17 protein-coding genes are annotated in these 20,122 nt (G+C 68.8%); 10 read left to right on the top strand and 7 right to left on the bottom strand.

Annotation, left to right across the window (positions count from 1 at the left end; translation table 11 throughout):
• Positions 1–195 precede the first annotated feature (195 nt).
• Positions 196–2,064 (bottom strand): protein kinase domain-containing protein, encoded by a 1,869-nt coding sequence (locus OHS70_RS01895; protein ID WP_328392921.1) that lies wholly within the window; start codon positions 2,062–2,064, stop codon positions 196–198.
• A 353-nt stretch (positions 2,065–2,417) separates the two neighbouring features.
• On the opposite strand from OHS70_RS01895, the gene OHS70_RS01890 reads away from it, so the two are divergent.
• The 5 genes from OHS70_RS01890 to OHS70_RS01870 all read left to right on the top strand — a co-directional run bounded on the left by OHS70_RS01890 (position 2,418) and on the right by OHS70_RS01870 (position 7,170).
• Positions 2,418–3,863 carry a glyceraldehyde-3-phosphate dehydrogenase gene (locus OHS70_RS01890; RefSeq protein ID WP_328392919.1) on the top strand — a complete coding sequence of 482 codons (1,446 nt, stop codon included), beginning with the start codon at positions 2,418–2,420 and terminating at the stop codon, positions 3,861–3,863.
• 456 nt (positions 3,864–4,319) lie between these two features.
• Entirely contained in the window at positions 4,320–4,523 is a 204-nt protein-coding gene (locus OHS70_RS01885; RefSeq protein ID WP_030224351.1) for a cold-shock protein, read from the top strand.
• A gap of 366 nt (positions 4,524–4,889) precedes the next feature.
• Positions 4,890–6,386, top strand: a complete 1,497-nt coding sequence (locus OHS70_RS01880; protein WP_328392917.1) for a DEAD/DEAH box helicase — start codon at positions 4,890–4,892, stop codon at positions 6,384–6,386.
• A 56-nt stretch (positions 6,387–6,442) separates the two neighbouring features.
• Positions 6,443–6,838: a CBS domain-containing protein gene (locus OHS70_RS01875; protein ID WP_328392915.1), complete on the top strand. Its 396-nt coding sequence runs from the start codon at positions 6,443–6,445 to the stop codon at positions 6,836–6,838.
• 50 nt (positions 6,839–6,888) lie between these two features.
• Positions 6,889–7,170, top strand: a complete 282-nt coding sequence (locus OHS70_RS01870; protein ID WP_328392913.1) for an SCO5918 family protein — start codon at positions 6,889–6,891, stop codon at positions 7,168–7,170.
• A 176-nt stretch (positions 7,171–7,346) separates the two neighbouring features.
• On the opposite strand, the gene OHS70_RS01865 is transcribed toward OHS70_RS01870, so the two are convergent.
• Positions 7,347–7,721: a hypothetical protein gene (locus OHS70_RS01865; protein ID WP_328392911.1), complete on the bottom strand. Its 375-nt coding sequence runs from the start codon at positions 7,719–7,721 to the stop codon at positions 7,347–7,349.
• A gap of 565 nt (positions 7,722–8,286) precedes the next feature.
• On the opposite strand from OHS70_RS01865, the gene OHS70_RS01860 reads away from it, so the two are divergent.
• Positions 8,287–8,625: a MerR family transcriptional regulator gene (locus OHS70_RS01860; RefSeq protein ID WP_328392909.1), complete on the top strand. Its 339-nt coding sequence runs from the start codon at positions 8,287–8,289 to the stop codon at positions 8,623–8,625.
• A 294-nt stretch (positions 8,626–8,919) separates the two neighbouring features.
• A complete protein-coding gene (locus tag OHS70_RS01855) occupies positions 8,920–9,123 on the top strand; it encodes a cold-shock protein (protein WP_328392907.1) in 204 nt (67 codons plus the stop codon).
• Positions 9,124–9,411: 288 nt separating this feature from the next.
• Here OHS70_RS01855 and OHS70_RS01850 read toward each other — a convergent pair whose 3' ends face one another.
• The 3 genes from OHS70_RS01850 to aceA form a co-directional block, all read right to left on the bottom strand.
• Positions 9,412–10,281 (bottom strand): 3-hydroxybutyryl-CoA dehydrogenase, encoded by an 870-nt coding sequence (locus tag OHS70_RS01850; RefSeq protein ID WP_328392905.1) that lies wholly within the window; start codon positions 10,279–10,281, stop codon positions 9,412–9,414.
• Positions 10,278–11,870 carry a malate synthase A gene (aceB, locus tag OHS70_RS01845; RefSeq protein ID WP_328392903.1) on the bottom strand — a complete coding sequence of 531 codons (1,593 nt, stop codon included), beginning with the start codon at positions 11,868–11,870 and terminating at the stop codon, positions 10,278–10,280. Before aceB ends, OHS70_RS01850 begins: the two co-directional genes overlap by 4 nt.
• A gap of 126 nt (positions 11,871–11,996) precedes the next feature.
• On the bottom strand, positions 11,997–13,286 hold the full coding sequence (aceA, locus tag OHS70_RS01840; protein ID WP_328392901.1) for an isocitrate lyase: 1,290 nt from the start codon (positions 13,284–13,286) through the stop codon (positions 11,997–11,999).
• Between the two features lie 440 nt (positions 13,287–13,726).
• Here aceA and OHS70_RS01835 point away from each other — a divergent pair, with 440 nt between their 5' ends.
• A complete protein-coding gene (locus tag OHS70_RS01835; RefSeq protein ID WP_328392899.1) occupies positions 13,727–15,133 on the top strand; it encodes a short-chain fatty acyl-CoA regulator family protein in 1,407 nt (468 codons plus the stop codon).
• A 407-nt stretch (positions 15,134–15,540) separates the two neighbouring features.
• On the opposite strand, the gene ddaH is transcribed toward OHS70_RS01835, so the two are convergent.
• Both ddaH and OHS70_RS01825 read right to left on the bottom strand, forming a co-directional pair.
• On the bottom strand, positions 15,541–16,353 hold the full coding sequence (ddaH, locus tag OHS70_RS01830) for a dimethylargininase (RefSeq protein WP_328392897.1): 813 nt from the start codon (positions 16,351–16,353) through the stop codon (positions 15,541–15,543).
• A gap of 18 nt (positions 16,354–16,371) precedes the next feature.
• On the bottom strand, positions 16,372–17,319 hold the full coding sequence (locus tag OHS70_RS01825; RefSeq protein WP_328392895.1) for a methionyl-tRNA formyltransferase: 948 nt from the start codon (positions 17,317–17,319) through the stop codon (positions 16,372–16,374).
• Positions 17,320–17,567: 248 nt separating this feature from the next.
• Between OHS70_RS01825 and OHS70_RS01820 the strand changes: the two genes are divergently transcribed.
• Together OHS70_RS01820 and OHS70_RS01815 are read left to right on the top strand one after the other, a co-directional pair.
• Positions 17,568–18,920: a lysine N(6)-hydroxylase/L-ornithine N(5)-oxygenase family protein gene (locus OHS70_RS01820; protein ID WP_328392893.1), complete on the top strand. Its 1,353-nt coding sequence runs from the start codon at positions 17,568–17,570 to the stop codon at positions 18,918–18,920.
• Positions 18,921–19,042: 122 nt separating this feature from the next.
• Positions 19,043–20,083, top strand: coding sequence for an iron-siderophore ABC transporter substrate-binding protein (locus tag OHS70_RS01815; protein WP_328392891.1), 1,041 nt, complete (start codon positions 19,043–19,045; stop codon positions 20,081–20,083).
• The last annotated feature ends 39 nt before the right edge of the window (positions 20,084–20,122 follow it).

Below are 20,122 nucleotides of genomic sequence, written 5' to 3'. Positions count from 1 at the left end.
CTTCGGCCCAGGGCAGGCGCCTTTCGCATGGACGACTGCGGCCTTTTTCAGGAGCCCGGATCATGATCACGGGGCCCGTCATGAGGACAGTGGCCCGGCCGACTCACGCCGGGCTGCGACGAGGTCAAGGGCGACGGCGCGTCCGACACCAAGGCGGCTGCCCCACCCACGTCGTCAGGGTGAACGGGATGCTCGTCAAGGGCTCGGACTGGATTCCCCCGACGAGATCCAGACCTTGACCGTGCTGCCCGGGAGCACGTACTCCGACGACCCCGGCTCCTGTTTCGCCACCTCTCCGGCGGGCGTGAGGGGGTCCGGTACGGTGCCGGCCTTCACCACCTTCAGACCGGCGATGTCCGCGCACACGCGGGCGTCGGCCTCGCTCATGCCTGTGAGCCAGGGGTTGGAGAGCCTGCCATGGCTCTCCTCGATGTCGCAGGAGGCCAGATTGCCCGTGGCCCGGGGGTCACCACCGGTCGACACCCAGATGGTGACCGTGCTGCCCGACGTGACCTTCTGGGAGTCGGTCGGCGACTGCCGGATCACCGTGTGCACGTCGGACGACGTCCCACGCTCCGACTTCTGCACCAGCTTCAGCCCGGCGATGTCGGCACAGGTCTTCGCCTCCTCGGGGGACATCCCCGTGAGGTCGGGTGGCTCGCTTTCGCTCCCCAGGCCGGACGTGTAGTCGCACAGGACCAGTACGCCGGTGGCGCGGGGGTCCGGGGTGTAGGAGTCGTCCGAGGCGTCCGAGAGGCCTGACAGGCCCGAGATCAGCATCTGTCCGAAGAAGATGACGGTGAACACGATGACCGCGACGACAACAGCCGCGACCGAGGTGGCGGTTTTCACGCGGCGCTGAGTGATGGAGGCGCTGTTTCCGCGGATGTCGACTCGGAATGCCTGGTTGTGCTGGTTCGCCGTACCGAAGGGGAAGGTTCCGGCGGGGAACGGGTTGGCCCCGGCGGGACCCGCCGTGCCGGGTCCAGGTGTGCCGGGGACCGTCGTTCCGGCACGGGCCCTGGCGGGACGCGTCGTTCCGGTACCTGCCATGCCTGGACCTGGCGCGGTGGAGCCTCCCGCCGCCGTGCCGGCCGTGACGGTGCGCGGGTCCTGCGGCGGCACCTGCCAGGTCGGCGGAGCCTGCGGGTCCTGCGGCGGCAACTGCCGTGACGGTGCGCCGCCTTGGGCGATCCGGCGTATGTCGTCCGCCATGTCCCGCGCACTCGGATGCCGCTGCTCCGGGTCCTTGCTCAGCGCCCGCGCGACCACCGCGTCCACCGCCGCGGACACCGCAGGGTTGACGGTGGACGGCGCGGGCGCGGGCTCCTGGACATGCTGGTAGAGCACGCTCATCACGGACCCGCCGTCGAACGGCAGGGTGCCCGTCAGCATCTGGAAGAGCATGCAGCCGACCGCGTACAGGTCGGACCGCACATCGGCGCTGCTGCCCAGCACCTGTTCCGGCGAGAGGTACTGCGGCGTCCCGATCACCGCGCCCGTCCGCGTCATCGCCGTGGCGTCCGACTCCAGGGCCCGCGCGATGCCGAAGTCCATCACCTTGACCGTGCCGTCGTCCGTGACCATCACGTTCGCAGGCTTGATGTCCCGGTGGACGAGGCCCTGTCGATGGCTGCACTCGAGCGCGTCCAGCACGGCCGCGGTCAGGGCCAGCGTCCGGTCCAGCGGAATCGTTTCGCCCGCCTGGGCGGCCTCCTGGATCAGCCGGCTCAGCGGGCGGCCCCGCACGTACTCCATGACGATGTACTGCACGACCCCGGCGTCATCGCTGTCCTCACCGCTGTCGTGGACCGCCACGATGTTGGTGTGACTGAGCGCGGCGACTGCCCGGGCCTCACGGCGGAACCGCTCACGGAACGACGGGTCACGGGCCAGATCGGCATGCAGGGTCTTGACCGCGACCGTGCGGCCCAGTACTGAATCCCGCGCCCGATGGACGGAGGCCATGCCGCCCTCGCCCAGCGGCGCCTCCAGCACATACCGGCCGCCCCCGACCGCCCGTGCCGGCGCGCCGGTGTATCCCTGCTGGTCGTCCCCCACCATTGCCCCTGGTTCATCGCCCGGCGCGCACCCCCTGCGCTGCCTGAGCGGCCTGTCAACGACGGACAGGGCGCGATGATCGTACTGCACGCGGACCGAACAGTGCTGGCTCTTGTCGCGCCGAAGCCGTCGTCCGCCGAGCTCTGAGCCGAGGGCATCCAGGTGGTGACCGCCTTCAGCGACAGGCTGGTCGCCCGACGGTCCCGTTGAGGGCCGTTGAGGGCCGTCGAGGAGGTCTGCCGAGCCGGTCGGCGGCCCTCGTCGACGCCGGGCATCCCGCTCAGGTGGCACCGCTTGAATGATCGAAGTGGGGGCGGGTTAGCATATGAGCACCGCCTAGCTCGAAAGATAAGCCTGTGACTGTCAATGACGACTCGTTCACCAACTGGAAGAACCGCGAGGAGATCGCGGAGTCGATGATCCCCATCATCGGGAAGCTGCACCGGGAGCGGGACGTCACAGTCCTTCTCCACAGCCGCTCCTTGGTGAACAAGTCGGTGGTCAGCATCCTGAAGACCCACCGGTTCGCCCGGCAGATCGCCGGTGAGGAACTCACGGTCACCGAGACGCTGCCGTTCCTGCAGGCTCTCACCACGCTTGATCTCGGCCCTTCCCAGATCGACATCGGCATGCTCGCCGCGACGTACAGGAGCGACGACCGCGGTCTCTCGGTGGAGGAGTTCACCGCCGGGGCCGTTGCCGGCGCCGCGGGTCCGAACAAGATCGAGCGCCGCGAGCCGCGCGACGTCGTCCTCTACGGGTTCGGCCGCATCGGCCGCCTCGTCGCCCGCCTGCTCATCGAGAAGGCCGGCTCCGGCAACGGACTGCGGCTGCGTGCCATCGTCGTCCGCCAGGGTGGTGACCAGGACATCGTCAAGCGTGCCTCGCTGCTGCGCCGCGACTCCATCCACGGTCAGTTCCAGGGCACGATCACCGTGGACGAGGCGAACAGCACGATCATCGCCAACGGCAACGAGATCAAGGTGATCTACGCCGGCGACCCGTCGGAGGTCGACTACACGGCGTACGGCATCAAGGACGCCATCCTCATCGACAACACCGGCAAGTGGCGCGACCGCGAGGGACTGTCGAAGCACCTGCGCCCCGGCATCGACAAGGTCGTCCTGACCGCGCCGGGCAAGGGTGACGTCCCCAACATCGTGCACGGTGTCAACCACGACATGATCAAGCCGGACGAGCAGATCCTGTCCTGCGCGTCCTGCACCACCAATGCGATCGTCCCGCCGCTGAAGGCGATGGCGGACGAGTACGGCGTCCTTCGCGGCCACGTGGAGACCGTCCACTCGTTCACCAACGACCAGAACCTGCTGGACAACTACCACAGCTCCGACCGCCGCGGCCGCTCGGCGCCGCTCAACATGGTCATCACCGAGACCGGTGCCGCCTCCGCCGTCGCCAAGGCGCTGCCCGATCTCAAGGCCCCGATCACCGGCAGCTCGATCCGCGTCCCGGTGCCGGACGTCTCGATCGCGATCCTCAGCCTGCGTCTCGGCCGCGAGACCAACCGCGAGGAAGTCCTCGACTACCTCCGCAACGTCTCACTGACCTCCCCGCTGAAGCGCCAGATCGACTTCATCAGTGCCCCCGATGCGGTCTCCAGCGACTTCATCGGCTCGCGCCACGCCTCGATCGTCGACGCGGGTGCCACCAAGGTCGACGGCGACAACGCGATCCTCTACCTCTGGTACGACAACGAGTTCGGCTACTCCTGCCAGGTCATCCGCGTCGTCCAGCACGTCTCCGGGGTGGAGTACCCGACCTTCCCGGCCCCGGTGGTCTGATCTCGGCGGACTGTCCCGTCCGGTGTCGCGGCATGCGGGGCGGCGGTGGGGCGGCAACCGATCCCGATTCGGCATCCGGTTGCTCTTCCACCGCCCCCGCCGACCGTCGCCGACAGCCGGTTCGCACGGTTCAGGACGGGGCCGCGCCCGGAGAAACGCCCGTCCCGGTGCACATCAATACCTGTGCTCGCCAATAGAGAAATGGGCGCACCGCGCGGTAAGAGTTTCTCGCCCGACAGGTGGAGCGAAATTACTTCCCGTGTCCGGCCGGTCGTGCCGTGCTACTGTTGATTTCAGTTGCAGTTGTGGTTCCCAAAACTTCAAGCGCCCTCACCGGGTTCTCCCCGTGTGAGAGTGCTTTTGTACTTCCGGTGTTTTCCGGGCGGGGCAATCATCGCGGCGACTCGAGGTTCGCACAGTGCGGACCTCTGGGCACTGCCCCGAAGGAGATATGACATGGCTACTGGCACCGTGAAGTGGTTCAACGCCGAAAAGGGATTCGGCTTCATCGAGCAGGACGGTGGCGGCGCTGACGTGTTCGCCCACTACTCGAACATCGCCGCCCAGGGCTTCCGTGAGCTGCAGGAAGGCCAGAAGGTGAGCTTCGACATCGCGCAGGGCCAGAAGGGCCCGACCGCCGAGAACATCGTTCCGGCCTGAAGCTGACGCGTATGTCGTAGCCGGGGCCCGCACCTTGGGGTGCGGGCCCCGGCTACGTGCTTTCTCAGGGCGCAGCCCTCGCCCGCATCCTGCCGTGACCCTTTCGCCGGTGGGGCGATCCGTGGGCCTCGTTTCACCGTACGGCCGGCTGCGCTGCCCAGGGCTCCGTGTCCAAGTCCGTCGGAGCTCTCCCGCTCGGCGCGCCGGATTTCTGCCCGGTCCGGGCCACCCATTTCTTCTGCTCGGCCACGGTGCTTCCCGCCGGCCGGCTTCGCATTCGTATGTACTCGGCTCGTTCTTGCAATTCCGCACGCTGCTCAATGCTGCGAGAATTCCTTGATGCGTGCCGTATCGAGGAAGGTTTGTATGAACCGAACGACACGCACAAATAACCGCTACTCCCGCACCGGCGGCTCCGGCTCCGGTGGGGGCCGCCGCTCAGGCGCGCCGGCCCGGTCCGCAGGCTACGGCCGCCGTCCGGCCGCGCCTCAAGGTGAGTTCGCCCTGCCGGTGACCATGACCCCCGCTCTTCCCGCGGCCGCGACCTTCGAGGAGCTGAACCTGCCGGTCGAGGTCCTGAGGGTGCTCACCCGTCTCGGTGTGAAGGAGCCGTTCCCGATTCAGGGAGCCACGCTGCCGAACACCCTGGCCGGAAGGGACGTCCTGGGCCGAGGCCGTACCGGATCGGGCAAGACCCTCGCATTCGGGCTGGCGCTCCTGGCCCGGACCGCCGGACAGCGCGCCGAGCCCCGTCGGCCGCTGGCTCTGGTCCTCGTTCCCACGCGTGAGCTGGCCCAGCAGGTCACCGACGCCCTCACCCCCTACGCCCAGTCGCTCGGACTGCGGCTGACGACTGTGGTCGGCGGCATGTCGATCGGCCGCCAGGCCGGCGCCCTGCGCGCCGGCGCCGAGGTCGTCGTCGCGACCCCGGGGCGTCTGCAGGACCTCATCGAGCGCGGCGACTGCCACCTGGACCGGGTGAGCGTCACGGTCCTGGACGAGGCCGACCAGATGGCCGACATGGGCTTCATGCCCCAGGTCACCCAGCTCCTCGACCAGGTACGCCCCGGCGGCCAGCGGATGCTGTTCTCCGCCACCCTGGACCGCAACGTCGATCTGCTGGTGCGTCGCTACCTGCACGATCCGGTGGTCCACTCGGTCGATCCCTCCGCCGGTGCGGTCACCACGATGGAGCACCACGTCCTCCACGTCCACGGCACCGACAAGCACGCGACCACGACGGAGATCGCGGCCCGCGACGGCCGCGTGATCATGTTCCTGGACACCAAGCACGCCGTCGATCAGCTCACCAAGCACCTGCTGAACAGCGGTGTACGGGCAGCGGCGCTGCACGGCGGCAAGTCCCAGCCGCAGCGCACCCGTACGCTGGCGCATTTCAAGACCGGCCATGTCACCGTGCTGGTCGCCACCAACGTCGCGGCGCGCGGCATCCACGTCGACAACCTCGACCTGGTCGTCAACGTGGATCCGCCGACTGACCACAAGGACTACCTGCACCGAGGTGGACGTACCGCCCGCGCCGGTGAATCCGGCAGCGTCGTCACCCTGGTCACGCCCAACCAGCGCCGGGGGATGAGCCGCCTGATGAGAGATGCCGGCATCACGCCGCAGATCGCCCAGGTCCGCTCGGGGGAGGCCGAGTTGAGCCGGATCACCGGCGCCCAGGCCCCCTCCGGAGTACCCGTCGTCATCACTGCGCCGGTGGCCGAGCGCCCCAGGCGCAGCGACTCCGGCCCGCGCGGCCGGCGCAGCCGCCCCGCCCAGGGGCGACGCACGACCAGCAGGACGGGCACGGTACCGGGCGGGTCCCGGCGGCAGTCCGCCCGTGCCGGGGCTGCCTAGTCCACCGTGGCACGGCTCTGGCTCGACCCGGCAGCCCACCCATCCAGGAGGTACCTGTGACGCTGGTTCGGACGCACCCCCGCGAGGCGGAAGTCCTTGTCACGGCGGCCGATGCCATGAGGCCGTTCGGACCGCAGGTCCACGACGACATGACGGTCGAGGTCGCCCTGTCCGTCCTTGTCAGTTCCCGCGCCGGGCACCTGCTCCTGTGCGACGAGGACGGCCGGTGCGCCGGAATGGTGACCAAGGACCAGCTCATGGCTGCGCGGAGCCGCTCCTCGTACACCGATCGCACCCGCCTGCGGGCGATCGCCTACGACCACGGACCGTTCACCTCGTCCGTGACGCCCGTGCGTGTTGCCGAGCGTGCGATGCGGGACCGGCAGCTCGGAGCTTCCCCGGTCGTGGACACCGACGGCTACGCCCTGGGCGTCCTCGCCCTCTTGCCTTGATCCCGCCCCGTCAGGACCGCGGAATCGTTCCCTTCTGCCTGTGAGGCTCTATGCGCTGCATCATCGCCCGCTTCCCGTTCGAGCTGACCAAGAGCGGGGTGATGGCCTCGATGAAGGGCATCACGCCCGAACCCGTCACGGGCGACTCCGTGATCATCGGCCGTCGCCACTACCCCGTCAAACAAGTAGGCGCCGTCATCACCCGTCAGGACCGGCGTGACTTCTCCGCCGGCGAGGTGACCAGGGCGCTGAGCGCGCTGGGCTTCACCTGTCGTGCGGCCCCCAAGGCCGAGCCGGCCGCCTGGGCCCTCGCTCCGTTCGAGATCGCATGAACACGGTCCGGCACCTGGCAGCCGCGTAACCGGGCGGCGCATCGGGAAGCCGGGAGCAGACAGCGTTGAGGGCCCGCCGACACGAGTCGGCGGGCCCTCAACGCTTTTCACGTCCGGCCGGCGATACGAGAGCCGTACGGTCGGCCGGAGCAGGACAACCGGTGCGGATGAGCTGCTCAGTGATCGGAGTAGCTGAAGTCCCCTACGGTCCAGGCGCTCACGTCCTTGATCGCGACGCGATACATGCCGCCGGTTTCGGGAATCCCGGTGCTGCCCTGAAGAATCCTGGCGACGTGGAAGTGCAGATGCGTGGGAGGCTCGTGCTCATCGGGCCGGCGTCCGGGCTCGGTGGCCCTGAAGATGCCGGAGAAGGGGCCGAGACGGGCCGAGTCCGTCAGGACCTCGGCCACGCGCTGCCTCCACACCGCCTCAGGGGCCAGCCGCCCAGTGATGACAGCGCCACCGGCAACCACGGTCAGGGACATCTGATTTGACTGCTCGGACTCCACTTTGGTGGCAACGGCAACGAGCAGTGCATCAGGGTTCGACATGAATACGCATTCTACCCAAGCGGTCGTGCCCGACCTGTGGCGGGGCGGAGGATACGCACCTTGTGGCCGCGTGCAGCCGGCGGACGGGGCGGCACACTCTCCCTCACCGCGGCGGTGCTGCCAGGGAGGATCACCTGCTGTTGCGGACACAGATCCTCCGCCTCGACATCATGAAACCTGCGTTCGCCAGAGTAGACTTTGCCCTGCTTCGTGGTTAAGGTTTCTCCTGTCGGCAAGGTCGAACCGTACCCGGCAGACACGAACTGGCGGGTTGCAGTACAAGAGGTTGGGCAAGTAGTTCGTTCGGAGGAAGAACGGAGGAGGCAACCGCCATCAGGATCGCCCGGGCGAGAAGGACACGGCCCCGGGTACCGCACGACCCCGGAACGGCAGGTGGTCCACGGTCACGCATCCGCGATCCCCGCATTCCCCGTCCTCTCCCGGGCGGGCGTGCGGAACAGAAGGCCGGTGCAGCAGCAAGCCCCGGCAGATGGTGTTGAATCTCCTTCGGGGCCCTGGTGCCGTACGGCACCAGGGCCTCTCCATGCGTTCCTGAAGAGGTGAAATGACAGCAGAGAACCCGCTCGGTCGTCTCGACGACGATGACTACCCCGCCTACACCATGGGGCGGGCCGCCGAAATGCTCGGCACCACACCCGGCTTCCTTCGCTCCCTGGGCGAAGCCCGCCTGATCACCCCGCTGCGTTCGGAGGGCGGACACCGCCGCTACTCCCGCTACCAGCTGCGCCTCGCCGCCCGAGCCCGCGAACTCGTCGACCAGGGCACTCCTGTCGAGGCCGCCTGCCGCATCATCATCCTCGAGGACCAGCTCGAGGAAGCGCAGCGCATCAACGCCGAGTACCGCCGGGCCGCAGCCGAACCGCGCACCGAGACCGACGCCTGATCCAGTGAGTGTGGTGGTCGTCGGGGCCGGCCGGAGACCTGGGTCCACGGGCTGTCGCCCCGTACCGCAGTACGGCATGCCGCCCCCGCCGCCTGTTTTCCTCCGTGCTGTGTGATCGTTTCTTATGGTCACGGAGGGTGGCGCCGTGTAGCGTCTGCGGTAGCTGTCGTGGTTCGAAGTGCCCCTGCCCGCACCCGTGGTGCGGGCGGTTTGCTGTGCCGTGCCGAAGGACCAGGGCGATCACCTCCGCTCCCGCGTGGCGCGGGAAGCGACCATCGACTGGAAGGCATGACCATGGCTACCGGAACTGTGAAGTGGTTCAACGCCGAGAAGGGCTTCGGCTTCATCGCCCAGGACGGCGGAGGCCCCGACGTCTTCGCCCACTACTCAGCGATCAACGCCTCGGGCTACCGCGAGCTCCAGGAGGGCCAGGCCGTGACGTTCGACATCGTCCAGGGGCAGAAGGGCCCGCAGGCGGAGAACATCACCCCTGCCTGATCCTCGAGTTCAGACCCGACCGCGAGAATCAGCAGCTGACGCGCCGGGCTTGTACATGAGCGGGTCCTGCTCGCCCGGCGGGAGCCTGCCGCCCGGTGCCAGGGCCGTGTCCGGTCCGGCACGGGCAGGGCGCGCACGGCGCCGGCGGGTACGGCACCGCGCGGTGAGCTTGGCGCGACCGGTGTTCACGCTCGCGAGCAGGGCGCGGGACGGCTCACTCCTACCGTCCCGCGCCCCGCTTCCACAGCAGCCGTGGGTACCACGCCCACGACCGCCGACCCAGGCCCCTCAGCCCTGGTCGTAGGTATGGAACCCGCGGCCGCTCTTGCGGCCCAGCAGTCCCGCCTCCACCATGCGTTGCAGCAGTGGCGGCGGGGCGTAGAGGGGTTCCTTGAACTCTTCGTACAGCGACTCCGAGATGGCGGCCACGGTGTCGAGTCCGATCAGGTCCGCCAGCCTCAGCGGTCCCATGGGATGCGCGCAGCCCAGCTCCATGCCCGCGTCGATGTCGGCGGCCGTGGCGAATCCCGATTCGGCCATCCGGACCGCCGACAGCAGATAGGGCACGAGCAGGGCGTTGACGACGAATCCTGCCCGGTCCTGGGAGCGGACCACCGTCTTGCCCAGGGTCGTGCGGGCGAACTCCTCCACGGTGGCGATCGCCGCGGGTGCCGTGTGCAGGGACGCGACGACCTCGACGAGGGGCAGCACCGGCACAGGGTTGAAGAAGTGCAGGCCGAGGACGCGGTCGGCGCGGCGGGTGGCCATGCCCAGACGCATGACCGGAATGGACGAGGTGTTGGTCGCGAGAACCGCCTCGGGATCCTCGACGATCTTGTCCAGGGCCGTGAAGATGTCGGTCTTGGCGTCGGTGTTCTCGATGACCGCTTCGACGACCAGCTGCCGGTCGGCCAGATCGTCCAGGCTGCCGGTGAAGACCAGGCGGGCCAGAGCGTCCTCGGCGGTCAGCCGGTCCAGCTTGCCCCGCTGGACGGCGCGTTCGAGCGACATGGCGACTCTTTCCCGGGCCCGCCGGGCGGCTGTGGCGTCTGCCTCGCAGACCACGGTGTCCAGGCCGGCGCGTGCGCAGACCTCCGCGATCCCGGCGCCCATCTGTCCGCCGCCGACCACGCCGACCCTGGGGACCAGTGCGCTCATGACTGTGCCTCCTGGCGGTCGACGAGGTGACGGGCGTAGGCGTCGGCGGTGAAGAACGGGGGCAGTGTCCTGGCGAGTGCGGTGCGCTCGAAGATCTCCCGGACGTCCTCGATCCGGGCCCACGGGTACTGCGCGCCCAGGGCGGCCAGTTCCTCGTCGAGGACGGTGAGTACGGTCTCCCGGCTGACGGCCCCGTGGCGTATCCACTGCCAGACCTGGCTGCGGGCGATCTCCGCGGCCGCGGCGTCCTCCACGTGGCCGTCCTTGTGGACGGCGCCCTCGCCGCGCAGCCAGGCGTCGAAGTAGCGCAGGGCGAGGGCGATGCTGGAACGGACGCCGTCGGTGGTCGGCGGGCCCGCCGTGCGTCGGACCGCAAGCAGGTCGTCGGCGGTGACATGGACGTCTTCGCGCATGCGGTCCAGTTGGTGAGGGCGGTCGCCGAGGACGCCGGTCAAGACGTCTCGGCACAGCGGGACGAGTGCCGGATGGGCGACCCAGGTTCCGTCGAAGCCGTCCTCGGCCTCGCGTTCCTTGTCGAGCCGGACCCTGGCGCGTGCGGCTTCGTTCGCCGCGGCGTCCTGGAGGGGGACATGTGCGGCCATGCCGCCGACGGCGTGGGCTCCGCGTTTGTGACAGGTGCGTACGAGCAGTTCGGTGTACGCCCGGAGGAAGGGCGCCGTCATCGTGACCCTGTCGCGGTCGGGGAGTGTGAAGTCCGGGCGGTGGGCGAAGTTCTTGATCAGGCTGAAGAGGTAGTCCCAGCGCCCCGCGTTGAGGCCGGCGCTGTGCTCGCGCAGCTTGTAGAGGATCTCCTCCATCTCCAGAGCAGCGGTGACCGTCTCGATGTGCACGGTCGCCCGGATGGTGCCGCGCGGGATGCCGAGCAGCTCCTGGGCGAGGACGAACACGTCGTTCCACAGGCGCGCCTCGTCGCGGTGTTCCAGTTTCGGGAGATAGAAGTACGGGCCGCTGCCCGCGTCGATCTGCCGCTGTGCGCAATGGAAGAAGTACAGGCCGAAGTCGACCAGGGATGCGGACAGCGGGCGGTCGCCGATCACCAGGTGCTTCTCGGTGAGGTGCCAGCCGCGTGGACGGACCATGATGGTGGCGAGCTCAGTGCCGGACGGGTACTCCGTTCCTGCCGCCGGGGCGAGGTCGAGCCGCCGTTCGACCGCGTCGAGCAGGGTGAGCTGGCCGCCGATGATGTTGTCCCAGGTGGGCGACGTGCCGTCCTCGAAGTCCGCCATCCACACCTGGGCCCCCGAGGTGAGCGCGGCCGCGGCGGTCCGACGGTCCGGAGGCCCGGTGATTTCCACCCGGCGGTCGGTCAGCCCAGGTGCGGGCGGGGCGACACGCCAGTCGGGGTCGTTCCGGACACCCGCGGTGGCGCTGGAGAAGTCGAGGGGGAAGCCGGAGGCGAGCCGGCCTGCCAGGCGGCGCCGTTCGGCGAAGAGCTCGAACCGGCGGTTGGCGAAGGCGGCGTCGAGGCGGGCGACGAAGTCCAGGGCCTCGGGTGTGAGGATCTCGTCGAAGCGGTCGCCGGGTGCACCGAGGACCTGGATACGACCGGTCAGTGCGATGGTGGACATGGAGGACTCCTCAGCGGGAGCGCTGGGGGGCCGGACGGGGACGGTCGTCCGGGCCCCCAGCTGGACACGGGTGCGCTCGATGTGCGGGTGCGGGGTGGCCGGCCCGGTGGCCGGCCCGGGCCGCTTCTAGTGGAACTGCTCTTCCTCGGTGGAGCCGGTCAGCGCCGTGGTGGAGGAGGCGGGGTTGACGGCGGTGGAGACGAGGTCGAAGTAGCCGGTGCCGACCTCGCGCTGGTGCCTGACGGCGGTGAAGCCGTACTCCTGGGCGGCGAACTCGCGCTCCTGGAGGTCGACGTAGGCGGTCATGCCGTGTTCGGCGTAGCCGCGGGCCAGGTCGAACATGCCGTGGTTGAGGGAGTGGAAGCCGGCCAGGGTGATGAACTGGAACTTGTAGCCCATGGCGCCGAGTTCGCGCTGGAACTTGGCGATCTGGTCGTCGTCCAGGGCGGCCTTCCAGTTGAAGGAGGGCGAGCAGTTGTACGCCAGCATCTGGTCGGGGTGCTCGGCGTGGATGGCCTCGGCGAACTCGCGGGCCTGCGCCAGGTCCGGGGTGCCGGTCTCGACCCAGATGAGGTCGGCGTAGGGGGCGTAGGCGAGGCCGCGGGCGATGACGGGAGCCATGCCGTTCTGCACGCGGTAGAAGCCCTCGGCGGTGCGTTCGCCGGTGACGAACTGTGCGTCGCGCTCGTCGACGTCGCTGGTGAGCAGGTTCGCGGCGAGCGCGTCGGTGCGGGCGACGATCAGGGTCGGGACGTCGGCGATGTCGGCGGCGAGGCGGGCCGCGTTGAGCGTGCGGATGTGCTGGGAGGTGGGGACGAGGACCTTGCCGCCGAGGTGGCCGCACTTCTTCTCGGAGGCGAGCTGGTCCTCGTAGTGGATGCCCGCGGCGCCGGCGGCGATCATCGCCTTGGTCAGTTCGAAGGCGTTGAGCGGGCCGCCGAAGCCGGCCTCGGCGTCGGCGACGATCGGCGCGAGCCAGTCGGTGGTGTCCGTGCCGCCCTCGGCGGTGGCGATCTGGTCGGCGCGCAGCAGGGCGTTGTTGATCCGGCGCACCACCTGCGGGACGGAGTTGACCGGGTAGAGACTCTGGTCGGGGTAGGTGTGGCCCGCCTGGTTGGCGTCGGCGGCCACCTGCCAGCCCGAGAGATAGATGGCCTGGAGTCCGGCCTTCACCTGCTGCACGGCCTGGCCGCCGGTCAGGGCGCCCAGCGCGTGGACGTAGTCGAGGCCGTGCAGCTGCCGCCACAGCCGCTCGGCCCCCCGCCGGGCCAGCGTGTGCTCCTCGCGGACGCTGCCGGACAGCCTCACGACCTCGTCGGCACTGTAGGTGCGCTCGATCCCCTTCCAGCGGGAGTCGGTGGCCCACCGCCGCGTCAGCTCTTCGGCCGTCTCCGTTGCTGTCCCTGTCTGTGCCATGACCGTCTCTCCCGGATTCCTCGGTGGTGCCGTGTTCGTCAACTGTTGCGAAGACATGACACTGGGTGTCGTTCCTCGTGGTGCGGCCCGCCTGCCCGTGCCCGAGTGAAGCTGAGCAATGCCGCCGGGCTGCTGGGGCGAAATCGCCGAGATCTCCGCCGTCAGGGCGTGAATCGTGCCCGATGATCCGCTCCGGTTGCCGGGTCCGGCGGGCCGCAACACGACTCTGGCAGTGGCACCGAGTGCCATCAATGGTGGCCGTGTGCCAAGTTGTGCGCATCTTTCGCACCCGGATTGCCAACTTTGCCAACATCGGTTTCGGCGACAGTGTGCGTAGGCTGACCCCACACCGGGGAGGGGCACACCGGACGGTTGCGGTGTGCGTCCGTGCGCGCAGCCACAGCGGCGCCACAGCCGGCAGGCCGACGACGGGGAGCGCAGTGAGCAAGACCTATGCCGGAGCGCGGCTGCGAAGGCTGAGGGAGGAGCGGCGGCTCAGCCAGGCCGAGCTGGCCCGGATACTGGCCATCTCGCCGAGCTATCTGAACCAGATGGAGCACGACGCGCGCCCGCTGACCGTGCCCGTGCTGCTGCGGCTGACCGAGGCATTCGGTGTGGACCCGGGCTTCTTCTCCGAGAGGGACACCAGCAGACTGCTCGCCGACCTGCGGGAGGCACTGGCCAACGAGGTCGCCGAAGCCCGTGTCTCCGCATCCGACCTCGCGGAACTGGCGGCCCGTACGCCGGCCGTCGCCGAAGTCCTGGTCGACCTGGGCCGCCGCAACCAGGCGCTGGCCGAGCGGCTGGCCCAGGCGGGCGACGGCCGTGGCCTCGACGACAGCACCTTGCCGCGCTCGCCGCCCGAGGAGATCCGCGAGTTCTTCTACCGCCGGCAGAACTACCTGCACGACACCGACCTCGCCGCCGAGGAACTGGCCCGCGCCATCGGGATCCGCCCCGGTGAGGTCCTGCGCGCGCTTGCCGCCCACCTCGCCGACAAGCACGGTGTGTGCCTGGCGTCCGACTCCGACCGGCTGCACCACTACGACCCGGCGGGCCGCGTCCTGCACCTGTCCAGCAGGTTGCGCCCTGGGCAGCAGGCGTTCCGGATGGCCACCCAGCTCGCCCTGCTCGAATACGACGAGGAGCTGTCCCGCCTCGCCTGCGAGGACTACGAGCAGGACTCGGCCACCTGGTCGCTCGCCAGGATCGGTGTCGCCAACTACTTCGCCGCCGCGCTGGTCCTGCCCTACCGGGCCTTCCATACGGCCGCCGAGGAGTACCGCTACGACATCGAGCGCCTCACCGACCGGTTCGGCCTCGGATACGAGACGGTCTGCCACCGGCTCAGCACGCTCCAGCGGCCCCGGCTGCGCGGGGTTCCGTTCTCCTTCGTACGCGTGGACCGCGCCGGCAACATGTCCAAACGCCAGTCCGCGACCGGGTTCCACTTCTCCCGGGCCGGCGGCACCTGCCCGCTCTGGAACGTCTACGAGGCATTCGCCGCACCCGGCCGCATCCACGTCCAGATCGCCTCGATGCCGGACGGACAGCGCTACCTCTGGACCGCCCGTGCCATTACCCGCCAACGCGGCGGCTGGGGCGAGCCCGGCAAGACCTTCGCCATCGGCCTCGGCTGCGAGATCCGCCACGCCGGGCGCCTCGTCTACTCCGACGGCCTCGACCTGGACAACGCCTCGGCCGCCACACGGATCGGCATGGGGTGCCGGATCTGCGAGCGCCTCGACTGTCCGCAGCGGGCCGTTCCCCCGCTCGGCCGCCCTCTCGCGATCGACGAGAAGAGCACCACCTTCGTGCCCTACCCCGTGATCGGCGGCCCGGACTGACGCCACAGGTCGCAAATCCGGTGACTCAGAGGGACACCGGCGCCGGCTTTCGACGAACGCGACGCTCGTCCGACGCGAGCCCGACCCACTCCTTGACGTGGCGTCAGCAGCAAGAAGCCGCCTCCTGCCAGGCTGTGTACCCGGTCGAGGAGGCGGCTCCTGTGCGTGGCGGACGGCCCGGCAACGGCGTCGTCGGCTCGCCGGCCGAGTGCACCCCTGTTGTGCGCCACCGGATCTCGTGAGCCACTCAGGCCCGGGCGATTCGGTGAGGACGCGTTCGGGGTGACGGGGCGCCGCTGCCGCCTGATGCCCCCGCTCGTGCACCGGATGTGCAAGTGGTCTGCACGGGCGTCGCGCCCCCGCGGTACCACTGCCGGGGGCCCAGGACCGTCTGGGCTCCCCGGTGCTCAGACGGCGCTGCGCAGCTCGAGCGTGCAGCACTTCACGCTGCCGCCCGCCTTGAGCAGTTCCGACAGGTCGACGCCGATCGGGTTGAAGCCGCGGTTGCGGAGCTGCTCGGCGAGGCCGGTCGCGTTGTGCGGCAGCACCACGTTGCAGCCGTCGGACGTGGCGTTGAGCGCGAAGACCGCCGCGTCGGCTTCGGTGGCAGTGATGGCGTCCGGGAAGAGCCGTTGCAGGACCGCGCGGCTGCCCGGGGAGAAGGCCGCCGGGTAGTAGGCGATGGTCCTCTCGTCGAGGACGGCGAGCGCGGTGTCCAGGTGGTAGTAACGCGGATCGACGAGGCGCAGGCTGATCACCGGACGCTCGAAGTACTCCTGGGCCTCGGCGTGCGAGCGCGGGTCACTCCGGAAGCCGGTGCCCGCGAGCAGCCAGTCACCGGTGAACAGGTAGTCGCCCTCACCCTCGTTGACGAAACCGGCGGTGTGCAGGGAGGTGAAGCCGTGGTCGTGAAGCCAGTCGCGGTACGCCGGAGCCTCGTCCATCCGTTCGGCGTCGCGGAACCGCGCCACCAGGGCGCGGCCGTCGATGACCGTGGCGCCGTTGGCGGCGAAGACCATGTCGGGCAGGCCGGGCAGTGGATCGATCAGATCGACGGTGTGGCCGAGGTCGAGGTAGACCTGGCGCAGCTGTTCCCACTGTGTGATGGCCAGTTGGGTGTCGACGGGCTTCTTCGGGTCCATCCACGGGTTGATGGAGTAGACCACGTCGAAGTGGGTGGGCCGGCACATGAGGTAGTGCCGCGGCCATGCGGTACGCATAGGTGTGGGTTCCGATGGTCAGGGACGGCTGGTGAGGTAGCCGCCCATGGAGGTGAAGTACTCGAGGGCCGGCATCACGTGGCCGTCCTCGGTCCGTACGCGGGTGATGGCCAGGCCGTGGTTGCGGCCCGTGCGGGCGTCGGCCCCGGCGACGATGACCACGCCGTCGCCCTCGCGGTAGAAGATGCGGCCCGGGGTGCCGCCGTAGCGGCCTTGGGACACGACGGCGGAGACCACTTCGAGGCGCTTGCCCTTGTGGAAGGCGAAGGCGCTGGGGTACGGGGCGGACTGGGCGCGGACAAGGCGCTCGAGGTCCTGGGCCGGCCAGTTCCAGTCGATGCGGATGTCCTCCTCGGACCGCTTGTGGAAGAAGCTGGCCTGGGAGCGGTCCTGCTTGGTGAACTCGGCCTGTCCGGAGGCGATCAGGTCGAGAGCGCCGATCGTGACCGGGGCGATGAGGTCGACCGTCTTGTGGAACAGATCCGTGGCCGTGTCGGTCGGCTCGACGGTGACTGCACGCTGCTGGATGATGTCGCCCGCGTCGAGCTCGTCGTCCATCATGTGGGCCGTGACGCCGACCTCGGGCTCGCCGTTGATGAGGGCCCAGATCAGCGGTGAGAAGCCGGCGTACTTGGGCAGCAGCGAGTCGTGGACGTTCAGCGTGCCGTGCCGGGGAAGGTTGAAGATGCGCGGCGGGATCCATGTGCGCCAGTTGTTGGCCACGATGATGTCCGGGTCGGCCTCCTTGAGTCGCTGGAACAGCTCCTCGTCGTCCGGCCTGTTGCGGATGACGACAGGGACGCCGTGCTCCTCGGCCAGGTCGGCGACCGAATCGCTCCAGATCTTCTCGTAGGCGTGCTCGCTCCTGGGGTGCGTCACGACCATCACCACGTCGTGCTCGGAGTCCAGGAGCGCTTGCAGGGTGCGGTGCCCCCAGGTCTGATAACCGAACATGACGACCCGCATGGGGGTTCCTCCTAGAAAGAGCGATAGACCGGCGCTCAGTAAAGCAAGGCTTACCTAAGGGTGCAACACGCCATGAATCTCATGGTGTTTGACGTCGTGATCGACACCTTGCCCGATTTGTCCACGTGACAGGTTGGCTAGATCAGGTTAGCTTTACCTAAGTTCCGCTCGGCCGCCGCTTCCGGTGTGCCTGACGCCTCGTTCTCACCCACGCCTCACAGGCGGCTGTCCCGCACGATGGGAGTGACATGTCTCAGGTTCTTCCTGGCGACGCACCTTTGGTCCACGACCTCATTGGTATCGGCTTCGGGCCGTCCAATGTGGCCATGGCGATAGCGCTCAGCGAGCACAATGCACGCGTCGGCAGGCAGGAGGCGGTCACCGCTCACTTCTTCGAGCAGCAGCCGAGCTTCGGCTGGCACCGCGGCATGCTGATCGACGACGCGACCATGCAGGTGTCCTTCCTCAAGGACCTGGTGACGCTGCGGAATCCGGCCAGCGAGTACAGCTTCCTCTGCTACCTGCAGAGCAAGGACCGCCTCGTCGACTTCGTCAACCACAAGAACCTGTTCCCGCTCCGCGTGGAGTTCCACGACTATTTCGAGTGGGCCGCGGCGAAGGTCGACGACATGGTCTCCTACGGCCACGAGGTCATCGCCGTCGAGCCCGTCGTGCGCGACGGCGTGGTGGACTACCTCGACGTGACGGCCCGTTCGGGGTCCGAGGTCGTGGTCCACCGGGCCCGCAACCTCGTCATCGGAACCGGACTGCGTCCCCTCATGCCGGAAGGCGTCGACCGGACGGACCGCGTCTGGCACAACTCCGAGCTGCTGAAGAAGGTCGACGGCCTGGAGGGCACCAACCCCTCCCGCTTCGTCGTCGTCGGCGCCGGCCAGAGCGCCGCCGAGAATGTGGCCTACCTGCACCGCCGCTTCCCCGAAGCCGAGATCTGCGCCGTCTTCTCCCGCTACGGCTACAGCCCTGCCGACGACAGCAGCTTCGCCAACCGCATCTTCGACCCGGCCGCGGTCGACGAGTACTACACGGCCCCCGACGACATCAAGCGCAAGCTGATGGACTACCACGGGAACACCAACTACTCCGTGGTGGACATCGACCTGATCGACGACCTGTACCGGCAGGCGTATCAGGAGCGGGTCCTCGGTACCGAGCGGCTGCGCTTCATCAACGTCTCCCGGCTCACCGGCGTCGAGGAGACGCACGACAGCGTCCGGGCCAGGGTCACGTCGCTCGTCACCGGCGAGGAGACGATCCTCGACGCCGACGTCGTCGTCTACGCCACCGGCTACAGCCAGGCGGACCCCGTCGGCCTCCTCGGAGAGGTCGGGGACCGCTGCCACCGCGACGCCCAGGGCCGCGTCCGGGTCGAGCGCGACTACCGTGTCGCCACCCACCCCGAAATGCGCTGCGGTATCTACCTCCAGGGCGGCACCGAGCACACCCACGGCATCACGTCGTCCCTGCTGTCCAACACGGCGATCAGGGTCGGCGAGATTCTGGGCTCGATCATCGACCGCGGCCTGAAGGCCGTTCCGGCCGTCGCCCGGCCCGTCGCCGACGGCATCGGTACGGCCCGCTAGAGGCTCCGCTCCCTCCCCAGGGACCACCTGCCAAGCCCCCCACACGCCCCCGCCCCGCCGGTAGCGCCGTCGTACACGGCGGGTGTGGCATGCACTGAGAAACCACCGTGAAAGGAACATTCGTGTCCATTGGTACACGTCCCGCGCTGACGCGGCTCGTCAGAAACATCCCCCGAGCGGCCGTCGCCGCCGTCGCCGCGTTCGCCCTGACCGCCTGTGGGGGCGGCACCGAGAAGACCGAGTCCAAGCCCTCGGGGGGGTCCGGCGCCGCCAAGTCCGCCGGCTTCCCGGTGACAGTCGAGCACAAGTACGGCAGCACGACGATCGACAAGGAGCCGAAGAAGGTCGTCACCCTGGGTCTTTCGGACCAGGACGGGGTGCTGGCCCTCGGTGTCAAGCCGGTCGGTTCGGTGGACTGGTTCAAGGAGCAGCCGTACGGCAAGTGGCCGTGGGCGAAGGACAAGTGGGGCTCCACGCCGCCGCAGATCGTCGGTGAGCGCGACGAGTACAACATCGAGAAGATCGCGGCGCTGAAGCCGGACCTCGTGATCGCCCAGTACTCGGGGATGAAGAAGGAGCAGTACGACACGCTCTCCAAGTTCACCAAGGTCGTCGCCCAGCCCAAGGGCCACGAGGACTACCAGGCGCCCTGGCAGGTCATGACCCGCCAGATCGGCAAGGCGCTGGGCAAGGACAGCGAGACCGAGAAACTGATCTCGGACATCGACGCCCGCTTCAAGGCCGTCCGTGACAAGCACCCCGAGTGGAAGGGCAAGACCGTCGCCGTCGGCGAGCCCTATGAGCCGGGCAAGTTCTCCGCGTTCTCGCCCAAGGACCCGAAGGTCATCTTCCTGACGGAGATGGGCTTCACCACCTCCGAGACCTACCGCAAGGCTCTGGGCAAGGAGAACATCGCCGACCTCAGCGTCGAGCGCCTGGACGCCATGGAGGCGGACCGTACCGTCTGGCTCGGCACCCCTGACACGGAGAAGGCCATGAAGGCCGACCCGCTGTACAAGAAGACCAAGGTCCACCAGGAGAAGCGGGACCTGTTCCTGCCGTACGACAGCCCGGACATCGGCGCCGCGCTCTCCTTCAACACGGTGCTCTCCATCCCGTACGCCATCGACCAGGTCGTGCCGATGCTGGAGGCCATCAAGTAAGGCCCATGGCAGGGCGCCTCGGCAGCCGGCCACCACTCA

It is taken from the genome of Streptomyces sp. NBC_00390 (assembly GCF_036057275.1).
Lineage (GTDB): Bacteria > Actinomycetota > Actinomycetes > Streptomycetales > Streptomycetaceae > Streptomyces.
This window is presented reverse-complemented; position numbering and strand designations above follow the sequence as displayed.

Coding starts and splice junctions, on each gene's coding strand:
- OHS70_RS01895 (WP_328392921.1), bottom strand. CDS start 2,064: ATGGTGGGGGACGACCAGCAGGGATACACCGGCGCGCCGGCACGGGCG.
- OHS70_RS01885 (WP_030224351.1), top strand. CDS start 4,320: ATGGCTACTGGCACCGTGAAGTGGTTCAACGCCGAAAAGGGATTCGGC.
- OHS70_RS01880 (WP_328392917.1), top strand. CDS start 4,890: ATGAACCGAACGACACGCACAAATAACCGCTACTCCCGCACCGGCGGC.
- OHS70_RS01870 (WP_328392913.1), top strand. CDS start 6,889: ATGCGCTGCATCATCGCCCGCTTCCCGTTCGAGCTGACCAAGAGCGGG.
- OHS70_RS01865 (WP_328392911.1), bottom strand. CDS start 7,721: ATGTCGAACCCTGATGCACTGCTCGTTGCCGTTGCCACCAAAGTGGAG.
- OHS70_RS01860 (WP_328392909.1), top strand. CDS start 8,287: ATGACAGCAGAGAACCCGCTCGGTCGTCTCGACGACGATGACTACCCC.
- OHS70_RS01855 (WP_328392907.1), top strand. CDS start 8,920: ATGGCTACCGGAACTGTGAAGTGGTTCAACGCCGAGAAGGGCTTCGGC.
- OHS70_RS01850 (WP_328392905.1), bottom strand. CDS start 10,281: ATGAGCGCACTGGTCCCCAGGGTCGGCGTGGTCGGCGGCGGACAGATG.
- aceB (WP_328392903.1), bottom strand. CDS start 11,870: ATGTCCACCATCGCACTGACCGGTCGTATCCAGGTCCTCGGTGCACCC.
- aceA (WP_328392901.1), bottom strand. CDS start 13,286: ATGGCACAGACAGGGACAGCAACGGAGACGGCCGAAGAGCTGACGCGG.
- ddaH (WP_328392897.1), bottom strand. CDS start 16,353: ATGCGTACCGCATGGCCGCGGCACTACCTCATGTGCCGGCCCACCCAC.
- OHS70_RS01825 (WP_328392895.1), bottom strand. CDS start 17,319: ATGCGGGTCGTCATGTTCGGTTATCAGACCTGGGGGCACCGCACCCTG.
- OHS70_RS01820 (WP_328392893.1), top strand. CDS start 17,568: ATGTCTCAGGTTCTTCCTGGCGACGCACCTTTGGTCCACGACCTCATT.